The organism is Methylobacterium dankookense, from assembly GCF_902141855.1.
GTDB lineage: Bacteria > Pseudomonadota > Alphaproteobacteria > Rhizobiales > Beijerinckiaceae > Methylobacterium > Methylobacterium dankookense.
Window position 1 is genome coordinate 24,061 of sequence record NZ_CABFVH010000005.1, and the last position, 17,266, is coordinate 41,326.

Consider the following 17,266-nt stretch of genomic DNA (forward strand, 5'->3'; position numbering starts at 1 on the left):
GTGGACGGCATGGCGGATGAGGCACCACGGCCTCGGCTGGGGCGAGGGCTCGCAGCCCTGATCGGCGATTTCGGGGACGCCGCGCCCGCGAGCGAGAAGGCGCCCGCGCCGCAGCGCAAGGTGGCGGTGGAGTTCCTGCGCCCCAATCCCCGCAACCCGCGCCGCCGCTTCGTCGAGACCGACCTCGACGAACTCTCGGCCTCGATCAAGGCCCGCGGCCTGATCCAGCCGATCGTGGTCCGCCCCCTCCCCGACGTGCCGGGCGCCTACGAGATCGTGGCGGGCGAGCGTCGCTGGCGGGCCGCCCAGCGCGCCGGGCTCGACGAGGTGCCAGTGGTGGTGGTCGAGATCGACGACCGCGCCTCCCTCGAATTCGCGATCCTCGAGAACGTCCAGCGCACCGACCTCAACGCCATCGAGGAGGCCGCCGGCTACGAGCGACTGATGAGCGAGTTCGCCTACACGCAGCGCGAGCTCGCCGAGATCCTCGGCAAGAGCCGCAGCCACCTCGCCAACACCCTGCGCCTGCTCAATCTGCCGGCCGCCGTGCAGGACCGGGTGATCGCGGGCGAGTTCACCGCCGGCCATGCCCGGGCGCTGCTCGCTGTGCGCGATCCCGAGGCGGTGGGACGCCGCATCGTGGAGGAGGGGCTCTCGGTCCGCGAGGTCGAGGCCCTGGCCGCCGTCGAGGCGCCGGAGGCCGAGGGCCCCCGCCCCGGCCGCCCGCGCAGCAGCGCCGAGCGGAGCGAGGAGATGCGCAGCCTGGAGCGCCGGATGGCCCGGGCGCTCGGCGTCGGTGTCAGCCTCAAGGCGAAGAACCCGAACGAGGGTGAGATCCGCATCCGGTACCAGACGGCGCAGGAGCTCGACGCCCTGTGCCGGCGCTTCCGCGTCTCGGACGAAGAGATCGACAACGGCTGATAGGATCCGGGAGTCCAGAGGGATCATCCCTCTGGCGGGTCCAGGGCGGAGCCCTGGCCTACCCCGCTCTCAGGCTCCGCGCCGGGCGGCCTCCGCGGCGATGCGCAGGAGCGCGGCCGAGGCGTGGGCGTGGGCGAGGTTCGGCTCGGCGCGGCGGCAGGCCAGCACCGCCTCCTGAAGGATCTGCACCGCCTGGCGCAGGGCCGCCGGGCTCCAGCGGGCGAGCTGCGCCTCGACGCTGGCCTTGCGCCGGAAATGCAGGCCGCGCCAGCCCGCCACCAGCAGGCTCGGGCTCTTGTCCGGCCCCTCCAGCCGGCTCGCCAGCAATTGCAGGGCATGCCGCAGGGCGGAGCCCAGCATCATCGAGGGGTCGAGCCCCTCGTGGCGGAAGCGGCGATAGTCGCGCTCGACCTCCCCGGCCCGTCCGGCGAAGGCCGCATCGATCAGCGTGGTGAGCACGCTCGGCGCCACGTCGCTCACCACCGCCTCGACATCGTCGAGACCGACGCTGCCGCGGTCCTTGGCATAGAGGGCGAGCTTCTCGATCTCCGCGAGGCTGGCGCGCCGGTCGCCGCCGAGGCTCTGGCTCAGCATCTCGCGGGCCTCGCGCGCGATGCGCAGGCCGTGCTCCTGCAGCGTCCGGTCGATCAACTCGCCGAGCGCGCGCTCGTCGTCCGGGTAGCAGGGGATCGCGAGTGCCTTCGGCGAGCGCTCGCACAGGGTGCGCAAGGGGGCGGATTTCGCGAGGTCGCCCGCCTCCACCACGATGCGCGTGCCCGAGACCTCGACCTTCAGCACGGCCTCGACGGCGGGCGCGTAGTTGCGGCTGCCGGGCCGGACCCAGATCGCGCGCTTGTCGCCGAACAGGCCGACCGTGCCGGCCTCGTCCACCAGTCGTCCCGGATCGCCGGCCAGCACGTCGCCGTCGATCTTCGCCAGCGCGAAGGGATCGCCCGGATCCGTCACGAAGCTCTCGGCGAGGCGCTTGGCCCGCTCGGTGACGAGCCCGGTATCGGGCCCGTAGACGAGGATGACGGGGATCCGCGGGTCGGGGCCGCGGCGGATCAGGCCTTCCGCCTCATGCGCCTTGACGGCGGTCACGCGCCCTGCCCTACGGCCGGGCCACGAGGACCGAGGCGATACGGGTCTTGATCTGCTCGGACAGCACCTTCGCGAGGCGGATCTCGGCGTCGCGCGCCGCGCGCTGGCTGGCGAAGCGCTGCACCGAGCGGTCATAGGTCGCGGTAGAGGTCGCCACGCCCTCGGTGATCACCTTGGCGCCGTCGAGGCTCTCCAGGCTGTAGCGGATGGTGCCGACGAGGGTGCCGGCCTCGGCGCGGCCGGTCTGCGTCGAGACGATCGGCGTCTGCACGACCTCGCTGCCCTGCAGCTTCAGGTGGTAGCGCTTCGGCGCGGGCTGGCCGGAGCCGTCGAGATCGAAGATCAGCTCGCTGCGCAGGTAATGCCCAAGCCGCTCCTGGCCCTGGGCGGTGTTGACGTCGTCGACCTGGATCGCGGCGAGCAGGGTGGCCATCGACTCGCCCGAGGCGGTCGGTCCGTAGAGGGGCCGGAAACAGGCCGACAGGCCGAGCGCCAGCACTGCGACGCCGGCAAGCCTGCCCGCGGCCCGGAGACCGAATCCTGCCCGATGCCTCATCCGTGCCTGTCCCAGACGCATCCCGATCCGCTCTTTACGCGCGCGGCGGTGCCCGCGCCATCAGCATGAGGCACAAGCGTTACGATTTCTCTGCGGCAGGAGCGTGGTGAACGAGAGGCCACTCCGTCGTGGATGCCCCCGCCCCTACCACCGGTAGATCAGGCTGCCGATCACCGTCGCGGGCGCGCCGCGGTAGCAGAAACCAGCCTGGCAGTTGGTGTAGTCGCGGTCGAAGATGTTGAAGGCGTTCACCTGGGCGCGGAAGCCCTTGTACTTCGGGTCGAGGGCCGCGAAGTCGTAGGCGATCAGAGCGTCGAACAGGGTCACGGTGGGGTTGCGCACCGTGTTCTCGTCGTCGGCGAAGCTCGGGCCCGCGTAGCGCACGCCGCCGCCGATGGTCAGCCCGGCCAGCGGCGAGGAGGGCGGGAACAGGTAGGTCGCGAAGGCCTTGAAGCTGTCGCCCGGGATGCCGGACAGGGCGTTGCCGTCGATCGGCAGGCGGGTCACCAGCGAGGTCTGGCGGGTGAAGCGGAAGTCGAGATGCGTGTAGGCCAGCGTCAGGTTGGTGCCGGGCGCGAGGTTGGCGATCAGCTCGGCCTCGAAGCCCGTCGACCGCACCGAGCCGGTGGCGACCTGGTTGGCGATGTTGTTCGGATCCTGGCGCAGGATGCTGGTCTGCCGGATGTCGAAGCCCGCGAACGCCGCGGTGATGTTGGTGCCGGGGATGGCGTATTTCACGCCGGCCTCGATCTGCTCGCCGGTGGCCGGCTTGAAGGCCCGCCCGTTCACGTCGGCGCCGACCTGGGGGGTGAAGGTGGTGGCGTAGCTCGCATAGGGCACCATGCCGGGCGCCAGGGTGTAGTTCAGGCCGACGCGGCCGGTGAAGGCGCTGTCGTTCTGGGTCGTCGGCGTGCCGAGCGCGCCCGGCGTGCCGCTCGCCGAGTGCTGCGAGACCCAGTCCTGCCGCCCGGTCAGGGTCAGCATGAAGCGGTCGAACTTCGCCTGCTCCTGCAGGTAGAGGCCGAGCTGGTCCTGGGACTGGTCCACCGCCAGGGACAAAGCCGGCTTCGGGATGAACTGCCGCCCGTAATTGAGGGTCGCGATGTCGAGGCCGGGCGCCGTGCCGAAGCCGCCGAGCCGCTTCCAGTCGTAGTGCTGGTAGTCGAGGCCGCCGAGCAGCGTGTGCGCCACCGGGCCGGTGACGAAGCGGCCCTCGAGCTGGTTGTCGACGGCGATCGAGCTCAGGTCCTCGATGAACAGGCCGCTGGAGCGTTGCGCCCGCAGGCCGGTGATCCCGTCGATCTGGACATAGGGGAAGTCGCCGTTGACGCCGTAGTAGCGGAGGTTCTGGCGAAAGATCAGGTCCGGCGTGAACCGGTGCTCGAAGGCGTAGCCGACGCGATACTGCTGCTGTGTGAAGGCGTTGAAGGCGCCGTCGCCCTGGTAGAGGCGCGACACCACGAAGCCGGGGAAGTTGTAGAAGGCCGAGGTGCCGGGCAGCTTCGAGCGCTGGAACTCGGTGAGCAGGGTGAAGCTGGTATCGGCCGAGGGCTTCCAGGTGAAGGAGGGCGCGATGTTGACGCGGTCGTCCGTGGCGCCGGGCAGGAAGGTGTCGGACTGGCGCACGATGCCGGTGAGCCGGTAGGCCATCGTGCCGTCGGAGCCCTCGACGGGGCCGCCGACATCGAAATTGCCCTGGTAGCGGTCGTAGTTGCCGCCCTGGAGCCAGACCTCGCCGAACGGGGTGAAGACCGGCCGCTTCGTGGTGACGTCGACGATGCCGCCCGGCGAGCCGAGGCCGTAGAGGCCCGATGCCGGCCCGCGCAGGATGGTCAGCGCCTCGGTCCCATAGGGCTCGATGCGCGGCACCGCGAGGCCGACCGCGGCCTGCCGCAGGCCGTCGCGGAACACGCCGTCATAGGTCGCCGAGAAGCCGCGGATGTAGAAGGCGTCGAAGCGCGGATCGAAGCCGAACACGTCCGTGGAGGTGCCGGGCGCGTAGGCGAGCGCTTGGTTGAGGTCCTGCACGTTGCGATCGTTGAGCTGCTCGCGGGTGACGACCGTCACCGATTGCGGCGTCTCGATCAGCGGCGTGTTGGTCTTGGTGGCCGTGGGGCTCGCCTTGGCGGTGTAGCCGACCACGCCGCTCGGGCCGCCGCCCCCACCGCTGGTCGCCGCGCTGTCGCCGCCGATGACGCCGCCTCCGCCGCCGGTGCCGCTCGCAGGCCCGGCCGGCCGCGTGGCCTCCACCGAGATCTGGTCGAGCTGGACATTCGCCTGCTGGGCGAGGGCCGGCCCGGCGGCCACGAGCGAGGCGACGGCGGTGAGGCGGAGGGTGATCGACATGCGGGCTCCCGGGCTCTCGCGGAGCCCAAGGGATGCAGAGTCATGCCCGCACGATCAACCCGAAAACGTGTTATGAATCACACACTTAGAAGAGTTCAAATCTGACGGCACCCGCTCAGAACTGGAGGGCGGGCTCCTTCAGGGCGTTGCTCTCGCGGGTGCAGATAGCCGCCTCGGGGGGCGGGCCCTTGCCGTCGAGCACCTTGGCGAGCTCGGCCCTGGCCTTGTCCATGTCGGCCCGGAAGCCCGCATCGCCCATCAGCGCGGCGAAGACCGCCGAGCCATTGGTGCGCCCGGCCGAGACGTCGGTCAGCCAGTGCACGCCGCAGATGATGCGGCTCTCGCCATAGGCCCGGCCGCGGGCGAGGATGATGGTGGCCTTCTCCGGCACCAGGGCGGCCATCATCAGCGCATAGGCCCAGCCCTGCGTGGCATGGCCGGAGGGGTAGCTGAAGCTGTCGGCGAGCTGCTGGGTCCGCTGCACGCAGATCGGCGCCTCGTTGCCGACGAAGGGGCGCAGGCGCCGGTAATGCAGCTTGGGCCCCCGCGTCGCGCGGGCGATGTCGAGACGGGCCCGGTCGAACAGGGCGATCACCGCCGGCACGCGGGTCTGGTCGATCCGGGTGCCGAGCACGCAGGCATAGGTGTCGAGGATGGCCGCCGCGCCCTCGGCCACGTCGCTGGAGGCCAGCTCCCAGCGGGCGCTGCCGCGCAGGGCACGGGTGTTGGTGAAGGCGGCCCGGTCCGCATTGTCGAGGGGCGAGTGGCTCGCGGGCGGCGGCGACAGGATCTGCACCGTGTCCGGCGCGGCGGCCTCGCTGAGATAGGGCTTCACCGCGGGCTTGCCGGGCTTCAGCGTGTCCGCGCCGACGGAGGGCGCCGCAGTCTCGGGCGGGGCCGCGGGCTTGGGCTGGATCGCCTGGGCCAGGGCCGGGGCGGCGCCGAGCAGCGTCACGGTCAGCAGCGCGGGCAGGAGGGGCAGGCGGGGCATCGGACTCCGAAGGGCTCACGATCCTGTGATTCGAACAAGAATAGGTCTCGTTCTGCGACGCGCCTATGGCGGCGCGCGCCGCGCCCGCCCGTTCGAGCGGATTCCCGATACAAAGCGACACGAATTTCGCGCGCAAGCCCCAATCCGGGATCCCAAAGGGGTCACCCCTTTGGCGGGGTATCGGGGCAGGGCCCTGATCTTCGATGACCAGGGCTCCGCCCTGGACCCGCCAAAGGCCTGAGGCCTTTGGAAACCCAAAGCGTTCTCAACCGGCCCGGATCGCGGCGGCGACGGAGGCCGGATATTCCTCGTGCGGGCTGAGCGCGCCCGGGATCGGCGCGACCTGGACATGGCCGCTCGCCGCGAGGGCATCCATCTCCGCGCCCGAGCGGCGCGGGGCGCGCTCCGGCCGCAGCACCTGGATCGGCGGCAGGCCGTCCCCGAACAGCGCGAGGAAGTCGTCCCGGGTCTCGACCGGGTCGAGGCCCCCGGTGACGAAGGCGGCGGTGCCGAAGCGGCCGTTCCGGTGCCGGGTGATCGCGTGCTTCATCCGCACCAGATCGGGGGTGACGCGCGCGGCCTCGGCATAGACGTGGGCGCGCATCATTCGGCCGATGATCGGCGGGCTGATATTGATCCGATAGAGCGCCTCGCCGACGAGGGGCGCCTCCACGGCGCGGCGGATGCGCCCGAAGAGGGGCCTGCGCTCCGGCCCCATCGCGGTGGGCAGCGGCCCGCGCCAGGTCGGCGCGACGAGGACGAGGCGGGAGAAGGCGCCTGGATGCCGCCGCGCCGCGGCGACGAGGTAGCCCGCCGCGTGGCCGGCGCCGATACCGAGGGCGTAGGGGCCGGGCAATCGCGCCAGCAGGGCGTCGAGGAAGCCGTGCAGGGTCTGCGGATCGAGGGGGAGCCGCGGGCGCGTGCGGTCGCCGAAGCCCGGCCAGTCGGGCACGACGCAGCGATAGGCGCCGCCGAGCTCTTCGGCGAGCCCGTGCATCTCGGCCCGCGCCGAGATGGTCGAGAGCGCCGGCAGCAGGAGGGCCGGCGCCCCGTGGCCGATCAGGTCGATCGGGGTGGGGCAGGGGAAGGCGCCGACCGCGAGGTCGAGGTTGCGCGTCTCCTGCCGCAGGGCCGCCATCGGACCGGACGCGCTCAGTCGCGGAGCAGCTCGTTGATGCCGGTCTTGGCGCGCGTGCCGGCATCGACGCGCTTCACGATGACCGCGCAGTAGAGGTTCGGGCCCGGCGCCCCGTCCGGCAGCGGCTTGCCGGGCATCGAGCCCGAGACCACCACGGAGTAGGGCGGCACGCGGCCGTAGAAGACCTCGCCCGTGGCGCGGTCGACGATGCGGGTCGAGGCGCCGAGATAGACGCCCATCGAGAGCACGCTGCCCTCGCCGACGATCACGCCCTCGGCGACCTCGGCGCGGGCGCCGATGAAGCAATTGTCCTCGATCACCACCGGGTTGGCCTGCAGCGGCTCCAGCACGCCGCCGATGCCAGCGCCGCCGGAGATGTGGCAGTTCTTCCCGATCTGCGCGCAGGAGCCGACCGTCGCCCAGGTGTCGACCATGGTCGCCTCGCCGACATAGGCGCCGAGATTGACGAAGGAGGGCATCAGCACCGCGCCCGGCGCGATGAAGGCGCTGCGGCGCACGACGGCGCCCGGCACCGCGCGGAAGCCGGCGGCCCGGAAGCGCTCGGCATCCCAGCCGTCGAACTTCGAGGGCACCTTGTCCCACCACGAGGCGCCGCCGGGGGCGCCGGCGATCAGGTCCATGTCGGTGAGGCGGAAGGAGAGCAGCACCGCCTTCTTCAGCCACTGGTTGACCTGCCAGTCGCTGCCCGACTTCTCGGCGACGCGCGCCTTGCCGGAATCGAGCAGGTTCAGGGCCGTCTCCACCGCGTCGCGCACGGGGCCGCGCGTGCCGGTATCGATGGTGGCGCGCTCCTCCCAGGCGTTCTCGATGGTGCGCGCGAGATCGGCGTGGGCTTCAGCCTCGGACATGGCTCTTCCGGCTCGAATTGGGGCAATGGGAAGGCCCGTGCTTACAGAGGTGGGCCTGCCCTGTCACCCTTGTCTCACCGCGCCGCAGGCGGGGGCGCCCGGCGACCGCGCTCAGGGGCCCGAGACCCCCGAGAACTGGGCCTCGAGGCGGGCGAGGTCCGCCGACAGCACGGCCAGATCCTCCGCCAGGGCGTCGTGGATCGCGGTGGCGGCCTCGGGAAACTCCGCCATCAGCCGGCGCACGAGGATGGGCGTCACGCGCATCACGTCGGCGGCCTCGGCCGCGCGCGCCTCGCAGGGGCGCTCGCCGCCGGTGAACAGGGCGAGCTGCCCGATCAGCGCCGAGCGGCCGGCCGTCACCGGCTCGGCGCCCGCCGCCCGCGGCATCAGCCGGACCGTGCCCGCCATCACCACGAAGGCCCCGTCCGCCGGGTCGCCTTGGCGGAACAGCACCTCGTCGGCCGCCAGCGCGCGCCGCTCGGAGGCGAAGGTGATCAGGCGCAGGGCGTCCTGCCCGAAGAAGCGGAGCAGCGGCGCGGCGGCGAGAATCGCGATGTCGTCGTCGAGCCCCAACGCGCGTCAACCCCGGGCTGCATGGCACGCAATCCGGTGAGCTTTAGCTGAACCGTATCCGCCGCACGAGAGGGCAGGGGGACGTAAAGGCGGCGAAGTCCGTGCGATCAGGCAGGTGGTTCAGGGCAGGAGCTTGTAGCCGCCGCCTTCCGTCACGAGGATCGCGGCGGTGGCGGGGTTCGGCTCGATCTTCTGGCGCAGCCGGTAGATGTGGGTCTCCAGCGTGTGCGTGGTGACGTGGGCGTTGTAGCCCCAGACCTCGGCGAGCAGGGTGTCGCGGCCCACCACCTCGCGGCCGGCGCGGTAGAGGAAGCGCAGGATCGCCGTCTCCTTCTCGGTGAGCTTCAGCTTCGAGCCGCGCTCGCCGATGAGGAGCTTCGCCCCGGGCCGGAAGGTGTAGGGGCCGATCTGGAAGATCGCGTCCTCGGAGGCCTCGTGGCTGCGCAGATGCGCCCGGATGCGCGCGAGCAGGATGGCGAACTTGAACGGCTTGGTGACGTAGTCGTTGGCGCCGGCCTCCAGCCCCTCGACCGTGTCCTCCTCGGAATCCTGGGCGGTGAGCATGATCACCGGGCCGCGATAGCCGTTGCGGCGCATCAGGCGCACCGCCTCGCGGCCGTCCATATCGGGCAGGCCGACATCCATCACCGCGAGGTCGATCCGGTCCTCGCCCACTGTGGCGATCGCGGCCTCGGCGGTGGCGGCGCCGACGACGGTGAACTCGTCGTAGGCGTCGAACTGCTCGGTCAGGGTCTCGCGCAGGATCGCGTCGTCGTCGCAGATCAGGAGGCGGTAGGCGTTCATCGTCCGGGCACTCTCGGGGGACGCAACAGGCCGGGCCGAGGAGGGCCGGCGCGGCGTCCCGAGGGGAACCGGGACGGCGGACGGAAGGCACCCCCCCCAGCACCGGACAATCTCGGTCCGGGCATATGCATCAGAATAATGCGGTTTTCTCGTCTGGGAATTGGCTTGCGCACAATTCGTCGACTTTTTTGCCTTTCATCCCGTCCCACCCTACGAGCCGTCCTCGAAGGCCCTGCCCGAGACGCCCGTTCGAGAGCCCGATGAGACCCGTCGCGAAGGCCGCCCGGCCGGTCCGGACCACGCTCGCCAGCCTGCGCGTGCGCCCTCAGGTGGGCGACCGGCGGCGCGGCCAGCTCCTCGTGCCCGGCGCCGTCATCCCCTGCGCGCTCGGCGCCGCTGGGATCGTGCGGACGAAGCGGGAGGGGGACGGCGGCTCGCCGCGCGGAAGCCTGCGCCTGCTCGGAGGCGCCTTCCGGCTCGACCGTCTCGGGCGGCGGCCCGTCAGCGCCCTGCCGCTGCGCCCGACCCGGCCGTCCGACGGCTGGTGCGACGACCCGCGCGACCCGCGCTACAACCGGCCGATCCGCCTGCCGGCGCCCGGCATCAGCGCCGAGCGGATGTGGCGCGACGACGGCCTCTACGACGTGGTGATCGACCTCGGCCACAATCGCGGGCCGATCCGGCCGGGGCGGGGCTCGGCGATCTTCCTGCACGTGGCGCGGCCCGGCTTCAAACCGACCGAGGGTTGCGTCGCCCTCCGGCTTCCCGACCTCCTGCGCCTGCTGCGACGCCTCGGGCCGCGGACGCGTCTATTGATACCGTGACCGTGCGGCCTCCACGTCACAATCGGAAGTTGCATTCTGGGTGATGCGCCGGCAAACGCCGCAGGGCCGAGCCTGCGCCCGGCGCATTCTGTTATGACGGCGTGACCCGGCGGTCGCGCCCGCCGCCACGCACGGACGACCGCACGAGGAGAGCCCGCCTGATGTCCCCATCCCCACGGGCTGCCCGGAGGAGCGAGCGCACGGCCGGCATGGCGGCCTCGCCCTGCCACTGCCTCGCCGTCCGCCAGGCCGCGCGGCACGTGACGCAGCTCTACGACCGCCACCTCGCCGCGGTCGGCCTGCGCTCGACCCAGTACGCGGTGCTCGCGGTGCTGAACCGGAGCGGCCCGCTCGCGGTGAACGAGCTGGCGCAGCAACTGGTGATGGACCGGACGGCCACGGGCCGCGCCCTGCGCCCGCTCGAACGCGAGGGCCTCGTCCATATCGGCGCCGGCCGCGACGCGCGCACCCGCGCCCTGAGCCTCACCGCCGCCGGCCTGGAACGGCTGGACGCGGCCCGCGACCCGTGGAGCCGCGCCCAGGCCGCCTTCGAGGCGCAGTACGGCCCCACGGAGGCCGATGCGCTGCGCCTGTCCCTCGCCCGGGTGGTCGGCCGCGGCTGACCGGCTCCGATCAATCCTTGCGGGCGCGCGCCCCGAAGATCGCGGTGCCGACCCGGACATGGGTGGCGCCGAGCTGGATCGCGGCCGGATAGTCGGCGCTCATGCCCATGGAGAGGATCGGCAGGTTGTGCCGCTCGGCGATCCGGGCCAGCAGCGCGAAATGGGCGGAGGGCGGATCCTCCACCGGGGGCACGCACATCAGGCCCTGGATCGCCAGCCCGTGCGTGTCGCGGCACTCGGCGAGCAGCGCGTCGACCTGATCGGGCGCCACGCCGCCCTTCTGCGGCTCCTCGCCCGTATTGACCTGGATCAGGAGCTTCGGCGTCCGGCCCGTGCGCGCGATCTCCTTGGCGAGCGCCGCGGCGAGGGAGAGCCGGTCGAGGGAGTGGATCACGTCGAACAGCTCCACCGCCTCGCGGGCCTTGTTCGATTGCAGCGGGCCGACGAGGTGCAGCTCCACATCCGGGTAGCGCGCCTTCAGCGCGGGCCATTTGGCCTTCGATTCCTGCACATAGTTCTCGCCGAACAGGCGCTGGCCCGCCTCCAGCGCCGGCAGGATCGTCTCGGCCGGCACCGTCTTCGACACCGCGACGAGGTGGACGCCGGCCGGATCGCGCCCGCAATCCTCGGCGGCCTGCACGATGCCGGCTTTCACCTCCGCGAGACCCGCCGCGACGTCGGCCTCGCCGACCGGGGGACGCGCCGCGGGGGAGGGGGCCGCCTCCTGCGCCTCGGTCTCTTGCGTATCGGTCTCGGGCGTATCCATTGCGCGTGTCCGGGTGTCGGGGCGGTTGGCCGAGGGACCTATCAGCCCGAACGCGGACCGCAAGCGCTCCGCTCCCGCAGGGCGGTCCTGCGACGCCCGCGTTGACCGCATCGGCCACGAATATGCTAGTGCCGCCCGAGACCCAGCGCATCCCGGGCCCCGAGCCGCCCGCGCGCGCCCGATCCAGCGCCTCGATCCGAGCCATGACGAATCCGAACCCGACCGCGCCCGAGCGCTACAACGCCAAGGATGCCGAGCCGCGCTGGCAGGAGGCCTGGGCGCAGGCGAAGATCTTCGAGACGCCGAACGACGACGGCCGCCCGAAATACTACGTGCTGGAGATGTTCCCCTATCCGTCGGGGCGCATCCATATGGGCCACGTGCGCAACTACGCGATGGGCGACGTGGTGGCCCGCTACAGGCGCGCCCGGGGCTTCAACGTGCTCCACCCGATGGGCTGGGACGCCTTCGGCCTGCCGGCCGAGAACGCAGCCATGGAGCGCAAGGTCAACCCGCGCGACTGGACCTACGCCAACATCGCCGCCATGCGCGGCCAGCTCCAGGCCATGGGCCTGTCGCTCGACTGGAGCCGCGAGATCGCGACCTGCGACCCGGCTTATTACAAGCACCAGCAGCGCATGTTCCTGGACTTCCTGGAGAAGGGCCTCGTCACGCGCCGCACCGCCAAGGTGAACTGGGACCCGGTCGATCACACCGTGCTCGCCAACGAGCAGGTCATCGACGGGCGCGGCTGGCGCTCGGGCGCGCTCGTCGAGAGCCGTGAGCTGACCCAGTGGTTCTTCAGGATCACCGACTTCGCCGAGGACCTGCTCGGGGCGCTGGACGGTCTGGAGCGCTGGCCGGAGAAGGTCCGGCTGATGCAGAAGAACTGGATCGGCAAATCGGAGGGGCTCGAGGTCCGCTTCGCGCTCTCCCGCGCCGTCCACGAGCAGGCCGAGGTCAAGGTCTACACCACGCGGCCGGACACCCTGTTCGGCGCGAAGTTCCTGGCGATCGCCGCCGACCACCCGCTCGCGGCGGCTCTGGCTGCGGGCAATCCGGCGCTGCAGGGCTTCATCGAGGAGTGCCGCCGCATCGGCACCGCGCAGGAGGCGATCGACACGGCCGAGAAGCTCGGCTTCGATACCGGGCTGACGGTCCGCCACCCGCTCGACCCGGCCTGGGAGCTGCCGGTCTACGTCGCGAACTTCGTGCTGATGGAATACGGCACCGGCGCCGTGTTCGGCTGCCCGGCCCACGACCAGCGCGACCTCGACTTCGCCAACAAGTACGGGCTCGGCAACACGCCCGTGGTCTGCCCCGAGGACCAGGACCCGGCGAGCTTCGTCATCACCGACACGGCCTATGACGGCGACGGCCGGATGATCAATTCGCGCTTCCTCGACGGGATGAGCGCGCACGAGGCCTTCGAGGCGGTGGCGAACCGCCTGGAAGGGGAGGTGCTCACCGGCAAGCCGGTGGCGGCGCGCAAGGTGCAGTTCAGGCTTCGCGACTGGGGCGTCTCGCGCCAGCGCTACTGGGGCTGCCCGATCCCGATCATCCACTGCGAGTCCTGCGGGCCGGTGCCCGTGCCGGTGGCGGACCTGCCGGTGAAGCTGCCCGAGGAGGTCTCCTTCGACCAGCCCGGCAACCCGCTGGAGCGCGACCACGCCTGGCGCACCGTGCCCTGCCCGCAATGCGGGGCGGCGGCGCGGCGCGAGACCGACACCATGGACACCTTCGTCGACTCGTCCTGGTACTTCGCCCGCTTCACAGCGCCCTGGCTCACGGACGCGCCGACCGACCGCAAGGCGGTCGATCACTGGCTCGCGGTCGATCAATATATCGGCGGCATCGAGCACGCGATCCTGCACCTGCTCTACGCCCGCTTCTTCACCCGGGCGATGCGCGAGACCGGCTGGTCGGGCGTGGCCGAGCCCTTCGCCGGCCTGTTCACGCAGGGCATGGTCGTCCACGAAACCTACAAGGACGCGAGCGGCGCCTGGGTGCCGCCGGCCGAGATCCGCTTCGAGAGCGCGGGCGGCGAGCGCAAGGCGTTCCACGTGAAAACCGCGGCGCCCATCGCCATCGGCGCCATCGAGAAGATGTCGAAGTCGAAGAAGAACGTGGTCGACCCCGACGACATCATCGCCAGCTACGGCGCCGACACCGCGCGCTGGTTCATGCTGTCCGACTCGCCGCCGGAGCGCGACGTGATCTGGACGGAGGAGGGGGTGCAGGGCGCCGCCCGCTTCGTGCAGCGCGTCTGGCGCCTCGTGAACGCCGCCGCACAGGCCGCGGGCGACGGCGCCGCCGACCTCGCGCTCCGCAAGGCCGCCCATCGGGCCCTGGCGGGCATCGAGGAGGATGTCGAGCGCCTGCGCTTCAACCGTTGCGTCGCCCAGGTCTATACCCTGGCCAACGCCCTGGACGAGGCCCTGCGCGGCGGCACGGCCTCGGGCCCGGCCGCGCAGGAGGCCGCCGGCATCCTCGTCCAGCTCATCGCGCCGATGATGCCCCATCTCGCCGAAGAGAGCTGGCAGGCGCTCGGCCGTCCCGGCCTCGTCGCGCAGGCGCCCTGGCCGCAGGTCGAGCCGACGCTGCTCGTCGAGGACGAGATCACCCTGCCGGTTCAGATCAACGGCAAGAAGCGCGCGGACGTGACCGTGCCGCGCGACGCAGACGTCAAGGCGGTGGAGGCCGCGACGCTGGCGCTCGAATCCGTGCAGAAGGTGCTGGAGGGCCGGGCGCCGCGGAAGGTCATCGTGGTGCCGGGCCGGATCGTGAACCTGGTGGTGTGATCGCGCTTCCAGTCGATCGCTTCGGCTGACAGCGCGTCCCCCTCTCCCCGCTGGGCGGGGAGAGGCCTGCCTGCACCTCGTCGTGCAGGCAGGAAGCGGAGGCGTAAGCCGGAGCGGCAGTGAGGGGGTGATTCCGGAAGAGACTCCATCGGAATCGCCCCCTCACCCTCGGCTGCCGCCTTGTCGCGACGACGACGAGGCCGTCGCGACCCTCTCCCCGCAAGCGGGGAGAGGGGATCCGCGGCAACCTACTCCGATCATCCAGAAGCCGTGTCAGAGCCTGTTTGGCTGCTCGCTTCCGTCCATGCATCCCGCGATGAGGTCGAGACCAGGGACGACGGCACGATCCGCTCAAACAGGCTTCTCAAGCGGCCCGGCGCGGCTTCAGGCCGTGCTGGGAGAAGAAGTCGAGCATCGCCCGGGAGGCGTTCGGCCCGCGCGCATCGGTGTAGCTGCCGCGCGGGTCGCCGCCGGACCAGGCATGGCCGGCGCCGCGCACGCGCCAATCCTCCACCAGAACCCGGCCGTCGGCGTCCTGGTAGCGGGTGCGCGTGAAGGGGTGGCCGGCATCCTCGAAGCGCTCGCGGGTGACGGCGAGGCCGTCCGTGCCCGCCTGGGCCAGGACCTGATCGGCGTTGCGCACGCTGACGGTGCCGTCCTCGTCGCCGTGGAAGACGATGGTCGGCACGCGCAGGCCCGAGACGGGGGCGCCGAAGCCGGACGGGTCGGTCGAGCCGGGCGCGCCCACCTGCATCGCCATCAGGGCGGAGGACACGTCGCGGGCGCAGCCCGCCGCGAGCCCGGAATGGATGCCGACCGCGGCGTAGAGGTCGGGATAGGCGCGGGCGATGTTGGCCGCGGCCGCGCCGCCCGCCGACATGCCGGCGATGTAGACCCGTCCGGAATCGAGACCGTGCTCGGCGACCAGCGCCCGGGTCAGCCCGGCGATGATCGCCGCCTCGCCGCCCTCGCGGCCCTGGTCGCGCGGCTCGAACCAGTTCCAGCACTTCTGCCCGTTCGCGAGGCGGGACTGCCCGGGATAGACCACGAAGATCCCCTCGCGCTCGGCGAGCGGGTTCATGCCGGTGCCGGCTGCGAAATCGTCGGGCGACTGGGTGCAGCCGTGCAGCATCACGACGAGGGGCGCCCGCACCTGCGGCCGGCTCGGGACGAACAGCTTGTAGTCGCGCGTCCCCGCCGCGCAGGTGAACTGGCCCGCGACGAAGTCGCCGCCCGGGCTGCGCGCCTCGGGCTGCGCGGGCTCCGGCGCACGCTGGACCCCACCGGCCCAGCCCTCCAAACCCTTCAGCACCGGGGCGACCACCGGCGCGACCCCGCGCCCGAGGCCCCGCACCACGTTGCCGAAGGCGGCGCGCATGCGCTCGGGGCTGAGGGCGGCCTGCGCCGCGGCGAGGCTCTCCGCAGCGGCGCCGTCGTGCGGATCGACGGTCGCCGCATGGCCGACGGCACGGCCCGGCGCTCCGGCAGGCTCCGGAGGCGCGCCGAGGCCGAACAGGCTGCGCTGGATCAGAGCGGTCGATTCGTCGAGCCGCCCGAGGGTGGTGAGACGGGTCGCCTCCATGATGTCGTCGAGGCGCACATGCGTCCGGTTGCCACGTTCGGTCATGGGTCCTCGCGGGATGTCGTGGAAGGGGCGTAGCGTGGCCGCGGTCAGGGCAGCCGGTCGGCCAGGGCGGCCTTCACGGCCGGACTGGCCTGGAGGCTGCCGAGCACCTCGAGCGAGGCGATGGTGGCCCGGGCGAGCTCGGGCGTGACGTCCGGGGCGATGGTGGCGAGGCCGAGCACGCGGATGTCGAGCATCCGCCCCTCCGCGCGCGCCGCCTCGAGGGTGTGGCGGTCGATCCGCCGCAGGCCGAGCTCGACGCTGCGCCGCGCAACGGATTGCCGCGTCACCTCGGCATGGCGCTCGATCTGGTTGCGGATCGCCGTGCGGATGAAGTCGCTGCGGTTGGCGTAGACCCCCTCGGCGACGAGCAGATCCACATGGCCGAGATCGACATGCCCGAGATTGATCGTGATCTTCTCGCTGTCGAGCGCCCGGCCGGCCGGCCGGGCGAGAGCCGGCAACTCCGGCGCGATGTCGAGCATGCGGTCCATCCCATCACCATCCACGGGGATGGATATGGGATTGTCATTGTGCGTTGCAACGGTACTTGGTGCATCGCACCATTGCATCACGCCTTCGTGATCGGTCAGCCCGGCTCGTCGGCGCCGATATAGTCGGCCCAGATCGCCTGGCCGCCGAGGCCCGCGCGGAAGGCGTCGTGGCGGGCGCGCTCCGCATCCGTCAGGCGGCTTCGATGCGGACGGGCGCGGCGCTCGACCAGGCCCGCCTCGACAACCGCCGCCGTCCGCATCGGTTCTGCGGCCGCGACGCCGAGATCGAACCCGGTCTGCTTGCCGCCGAGCAGCTCGACATAGACCTCGGCCAGGATCTGCGCGTCGAGGAGCGCCCCGTGCTTCGTGCGCCGGCTGCGGTCGATCCCGTAGCGGTTGCACAGCATGTCGAGGCTGTTGCCGGCGCCCGGATGCTTCTTGCGCGCCAGGATCAGCGTATCGACCACGTCGCCGAGCACGATCGGCGGGGGCGCGCCCGCCCCGAGCCGGGCATATTCCATGTTGAGGAAGCCCACGTCGAAGGGCGCGTTGTGGATCACGAGGGTGCCGCCGTCGCAGAAGGCGACGAGGTCGGCGACGATCGCGCCGAAGGCCGGCTTGTCGGCGAGGAAGGCGTCCGAGAGCCCGTGCACCGCGAAGGCGTCCGGATGCACCGCGCGCTGCGGGTTCACGTAGGCGTGGTAGGTGCGGCCGGTCTGGACGTGGTTGATCAGCTCGACGCAGCCCACCTCGATGAGCCGGTCGCCGTTCTTGGCGTCGGTGCCGGTGGTCTCGGTGTCGAGGACGATCTCGCGCAGCATGGTTCCAGGTCCCG

Annotated in this window: 16 protein-coding genes; 4 read left to right on the forward strand and 12 right to left on the reverse strand. The window is 71.7% G+C overall.

What is annotated here, in order from left to right; translation table 11 throughout:
- Positions 1 to 9: 9 nt before the first annotated feature.
- Positions 10 to 921, forward strand: a complete 912-nt coding sequence (locus MTDSW087_RS05985) for a ParB/RepB/Spo0J family partition protein (protein WP_144762028.1) — start codon at positions 10 to 12, stop codon at positions 919 to 921.
- Between the two features lie 69 nt (positions 922 to 990).
- Here the strand turns inward: MTDSW087_RS05985 and holA are convergent, their stop codons facing one another.
- From holA to MTDSW087_RS06025, 8 genes are all read right to left on the reverse strand, one after another.
- Positions 991 to 2,022 (reverse strand): DNA polymerase III subunit delta, encoded by a 1,032-nt coding sequence (gene holA / locus MTDSW087_RS05990; RefSeq protein ID WP_144761521.1) that lies wholly within the window; start codon positions 2,020 to 2,022, stop codon positions 991 to 993.
- A 10-nt stretch (positions 2,023 to 2,032) separates the two neighbouring features.
- Positions 2,033 to 2,578 (reverse strand): LPS assembly lipoprotein LptE, encoded by a 546-nt coding sequence (gene lptE, locus MTDSW087_RS05995; RefSeq protein WP_144761523.1) that lies wholly within the window; start codon positions 2,576 to 2,578, stop codon positions 2,033 to 2,035.
- A 144-nt stretch (positions 2,579 to 2,722) separates the two neighbouring features.
- On the reverse strand, positions 2,723 to 4,924 hold the full coding sequence (locus tag MTDSW087_RS06000; RefSeq protein ID WP_144761526.1) for a TonB-dependent siderophore receptor: 2,202 nt from the start codon (positions 4,922 to 4,924) through the stop codon (positions 2,723 to 2,725).
- A 115-nt stretch (positions 4,925 to 5,039) separates the two neighbouring features.
- The gene (locus MTDSW087_RS06005) at positions 5,040 to 5,915 is read right to left on the reverse strand and encodes an acid phosphatase (protein ID WP_144761529.1); all 876 of its coding nucleotides are present in this window, start codon (positions 5,913 to 5,915) and stop codon (positions 5,040 to 5,042) included.
- A gap of 265 nt (positions 5,916 to 6,180) precedes the next feature.
- The gene (locus tag MTDSW087_RS06010; RefSeq protein WP_144761532.1) at positions 6,181 to 7,053 is read right to left on the reverse strand and encodes an alpha/beta fold hydrolase; all 873 of its coding nucleotides are present in this window, start codon (positions 7,051 to 7,053) and stop codon (positions 6,181 to 6,183) included.
- 14 nt (positions 7,054 to 7,067) lie between these two features.
- On the reverse strand, positions 7,068 to 7,922 hold the full coding sequence (gene dapD, locus MTDSW087_RS06015) for a 2,3,4,5-tetrahydropyridine-2,6-dicarboxylate N-succinyltransferase (protein ID WP_144761535.1): 855 nt from the start codon (positions 7,920 to 7,922) through the stop codon (positions 7,068 to 7,070).
- Between the two features lie 111 nt (positions 7,923 to 8,033).
- Positions 8,034 to 8,495 (reverse strand): Crp/Fnr family transcriptional regulator, encoded by a 462-nt coding sequence (locus MTDSW087_RS06020; protein WP_144761538.1) that lies wholly within the window; start codon positions 8,493 to 8,495, stop codon positions 8,034 to 8,036.
- A gap of 120 nt (positions 8,496 to 8,615) precedes the next feature.
- Positions 8,616 to 9,299, reverse strand: a complete 684-nt coding sequence (locus MTDSW087_RS06025) for a response regulator transcription factor (RefSeq protein WP_144761541.1) — start codon at positions 9,297 to 9,299, stop codon at positions 8,616 to 8,618.
- Positions 9,300 to 9,559: 260 nt separating this feature from the next.
- Between MTDSW087_RS06025 and MTDSW087_RS06030 the strand changes: the two genes are divergently transcribed.
- A complete protein-coding gene (locus MTDSW087_RS06030) occupies positions 9,560 to 10,123 on the forward strand; it encodes a L,D-transpeptidase family protein (RefSeq protein WP_144761544.1) in 564 nt (187 codons plus the stop codon).
- Positions 10,124 to 10,284: 161 nt separating this feature from the next.
- Positions 10,285 to 10,746, forward strand: a complete 462-nt coding sequence (locus MTDSW087_RS06035; protein ID WP_238179157.1) for a MarR family winged helix-turn-helix transcriptional regulator — start codon at positions 10,285 to 10,287, stop codon at positions 10,744 to 10,746.
- Between the two features lie 10 nt (positions 10,747 to 10,756).
- On the opposite strand, the gene MTDSW087_RS06040 is transcribed toward MTDSW087_RS06035, so the two are convergent.
- Positions 10,757 to 11,512, reverse strand: coding sequence for a YggS family pyridoxal phosphate-dependent enzyme (locus MTDSW087_RS06040; RefSeq protein WP_144761547.1), 756 nt, complete (start codon positions 11,510 to 11,512; stop codon positions 10,757 to 10,759).
- Positions 11,513 to 11,715: 203 nt separating this feature from the next.
- Between MTDSW087_RS06040 and leuS the strand changes: the two genes are divergently transcribed.
- Positions 11,716 to 14,313 (forward strand): leucine--tRNA ligase, encoded by a 2,598-nt coding sequence (gene leuS / locus MTDSW087_RS06045; RefSeq protein WP_144761550.1) that lies wholly within the window; start codon positions 11,716 to 11,718, stop codon positions 14,311 to 14,313.
- A gap of 364 nt (positions 14,314 to 14,677) precedes the next feature.
- Here leuS and MTDSW087_RS06055 read toward each other — a convergent pair whose 3' ends face one another.
- From MTDSW087_RS06055 to dnaQ, 3 genes are all read right to left on the reverse strand, one after another.
- Positions 14,678 to 15,940 (reverse strand): extracellular catalytic domain type 1 short-chain-length polyhydroxyalkanoate depolymerase, encoded by a 1,263-nt coding sequence (locus MTDSW087_RS06055; RefSeq protein ID WP_144761553.1) that lies wholly within the window; start codon positions 15,938 to 15,940, stop codon positions 14,678 to 14,680.
- Positions 15,941 to 15,984: 44 nt separating this feature from the next.
- Positions 15,985 to 16,422, reverse strand: coding sequence for a CopG family transcriptional regulator (locus tag MTDSW087_RS06060; protein ID WP_144762033.1), 438 nt, complete (start codon positions 16,420 to 16,422; stop codon positions 15,985 to 15,987).
- 104 nt (positions 16,423 to 16,526) lie between these two features.
- Positions 16,527 to 17,252, reverse strand: coding sequence for a DNA polymerase III subunit epsilon (gene dnaQ / locus MTDSW087_RS06065; protein WP_144761556.1), 726 nt, complete (start codon positions 17,250 to 17,252; stop codon positions 16,527 to 16,529).
- Positions 17,253 to 17,266: the final 14 nt, after the last annotated feature.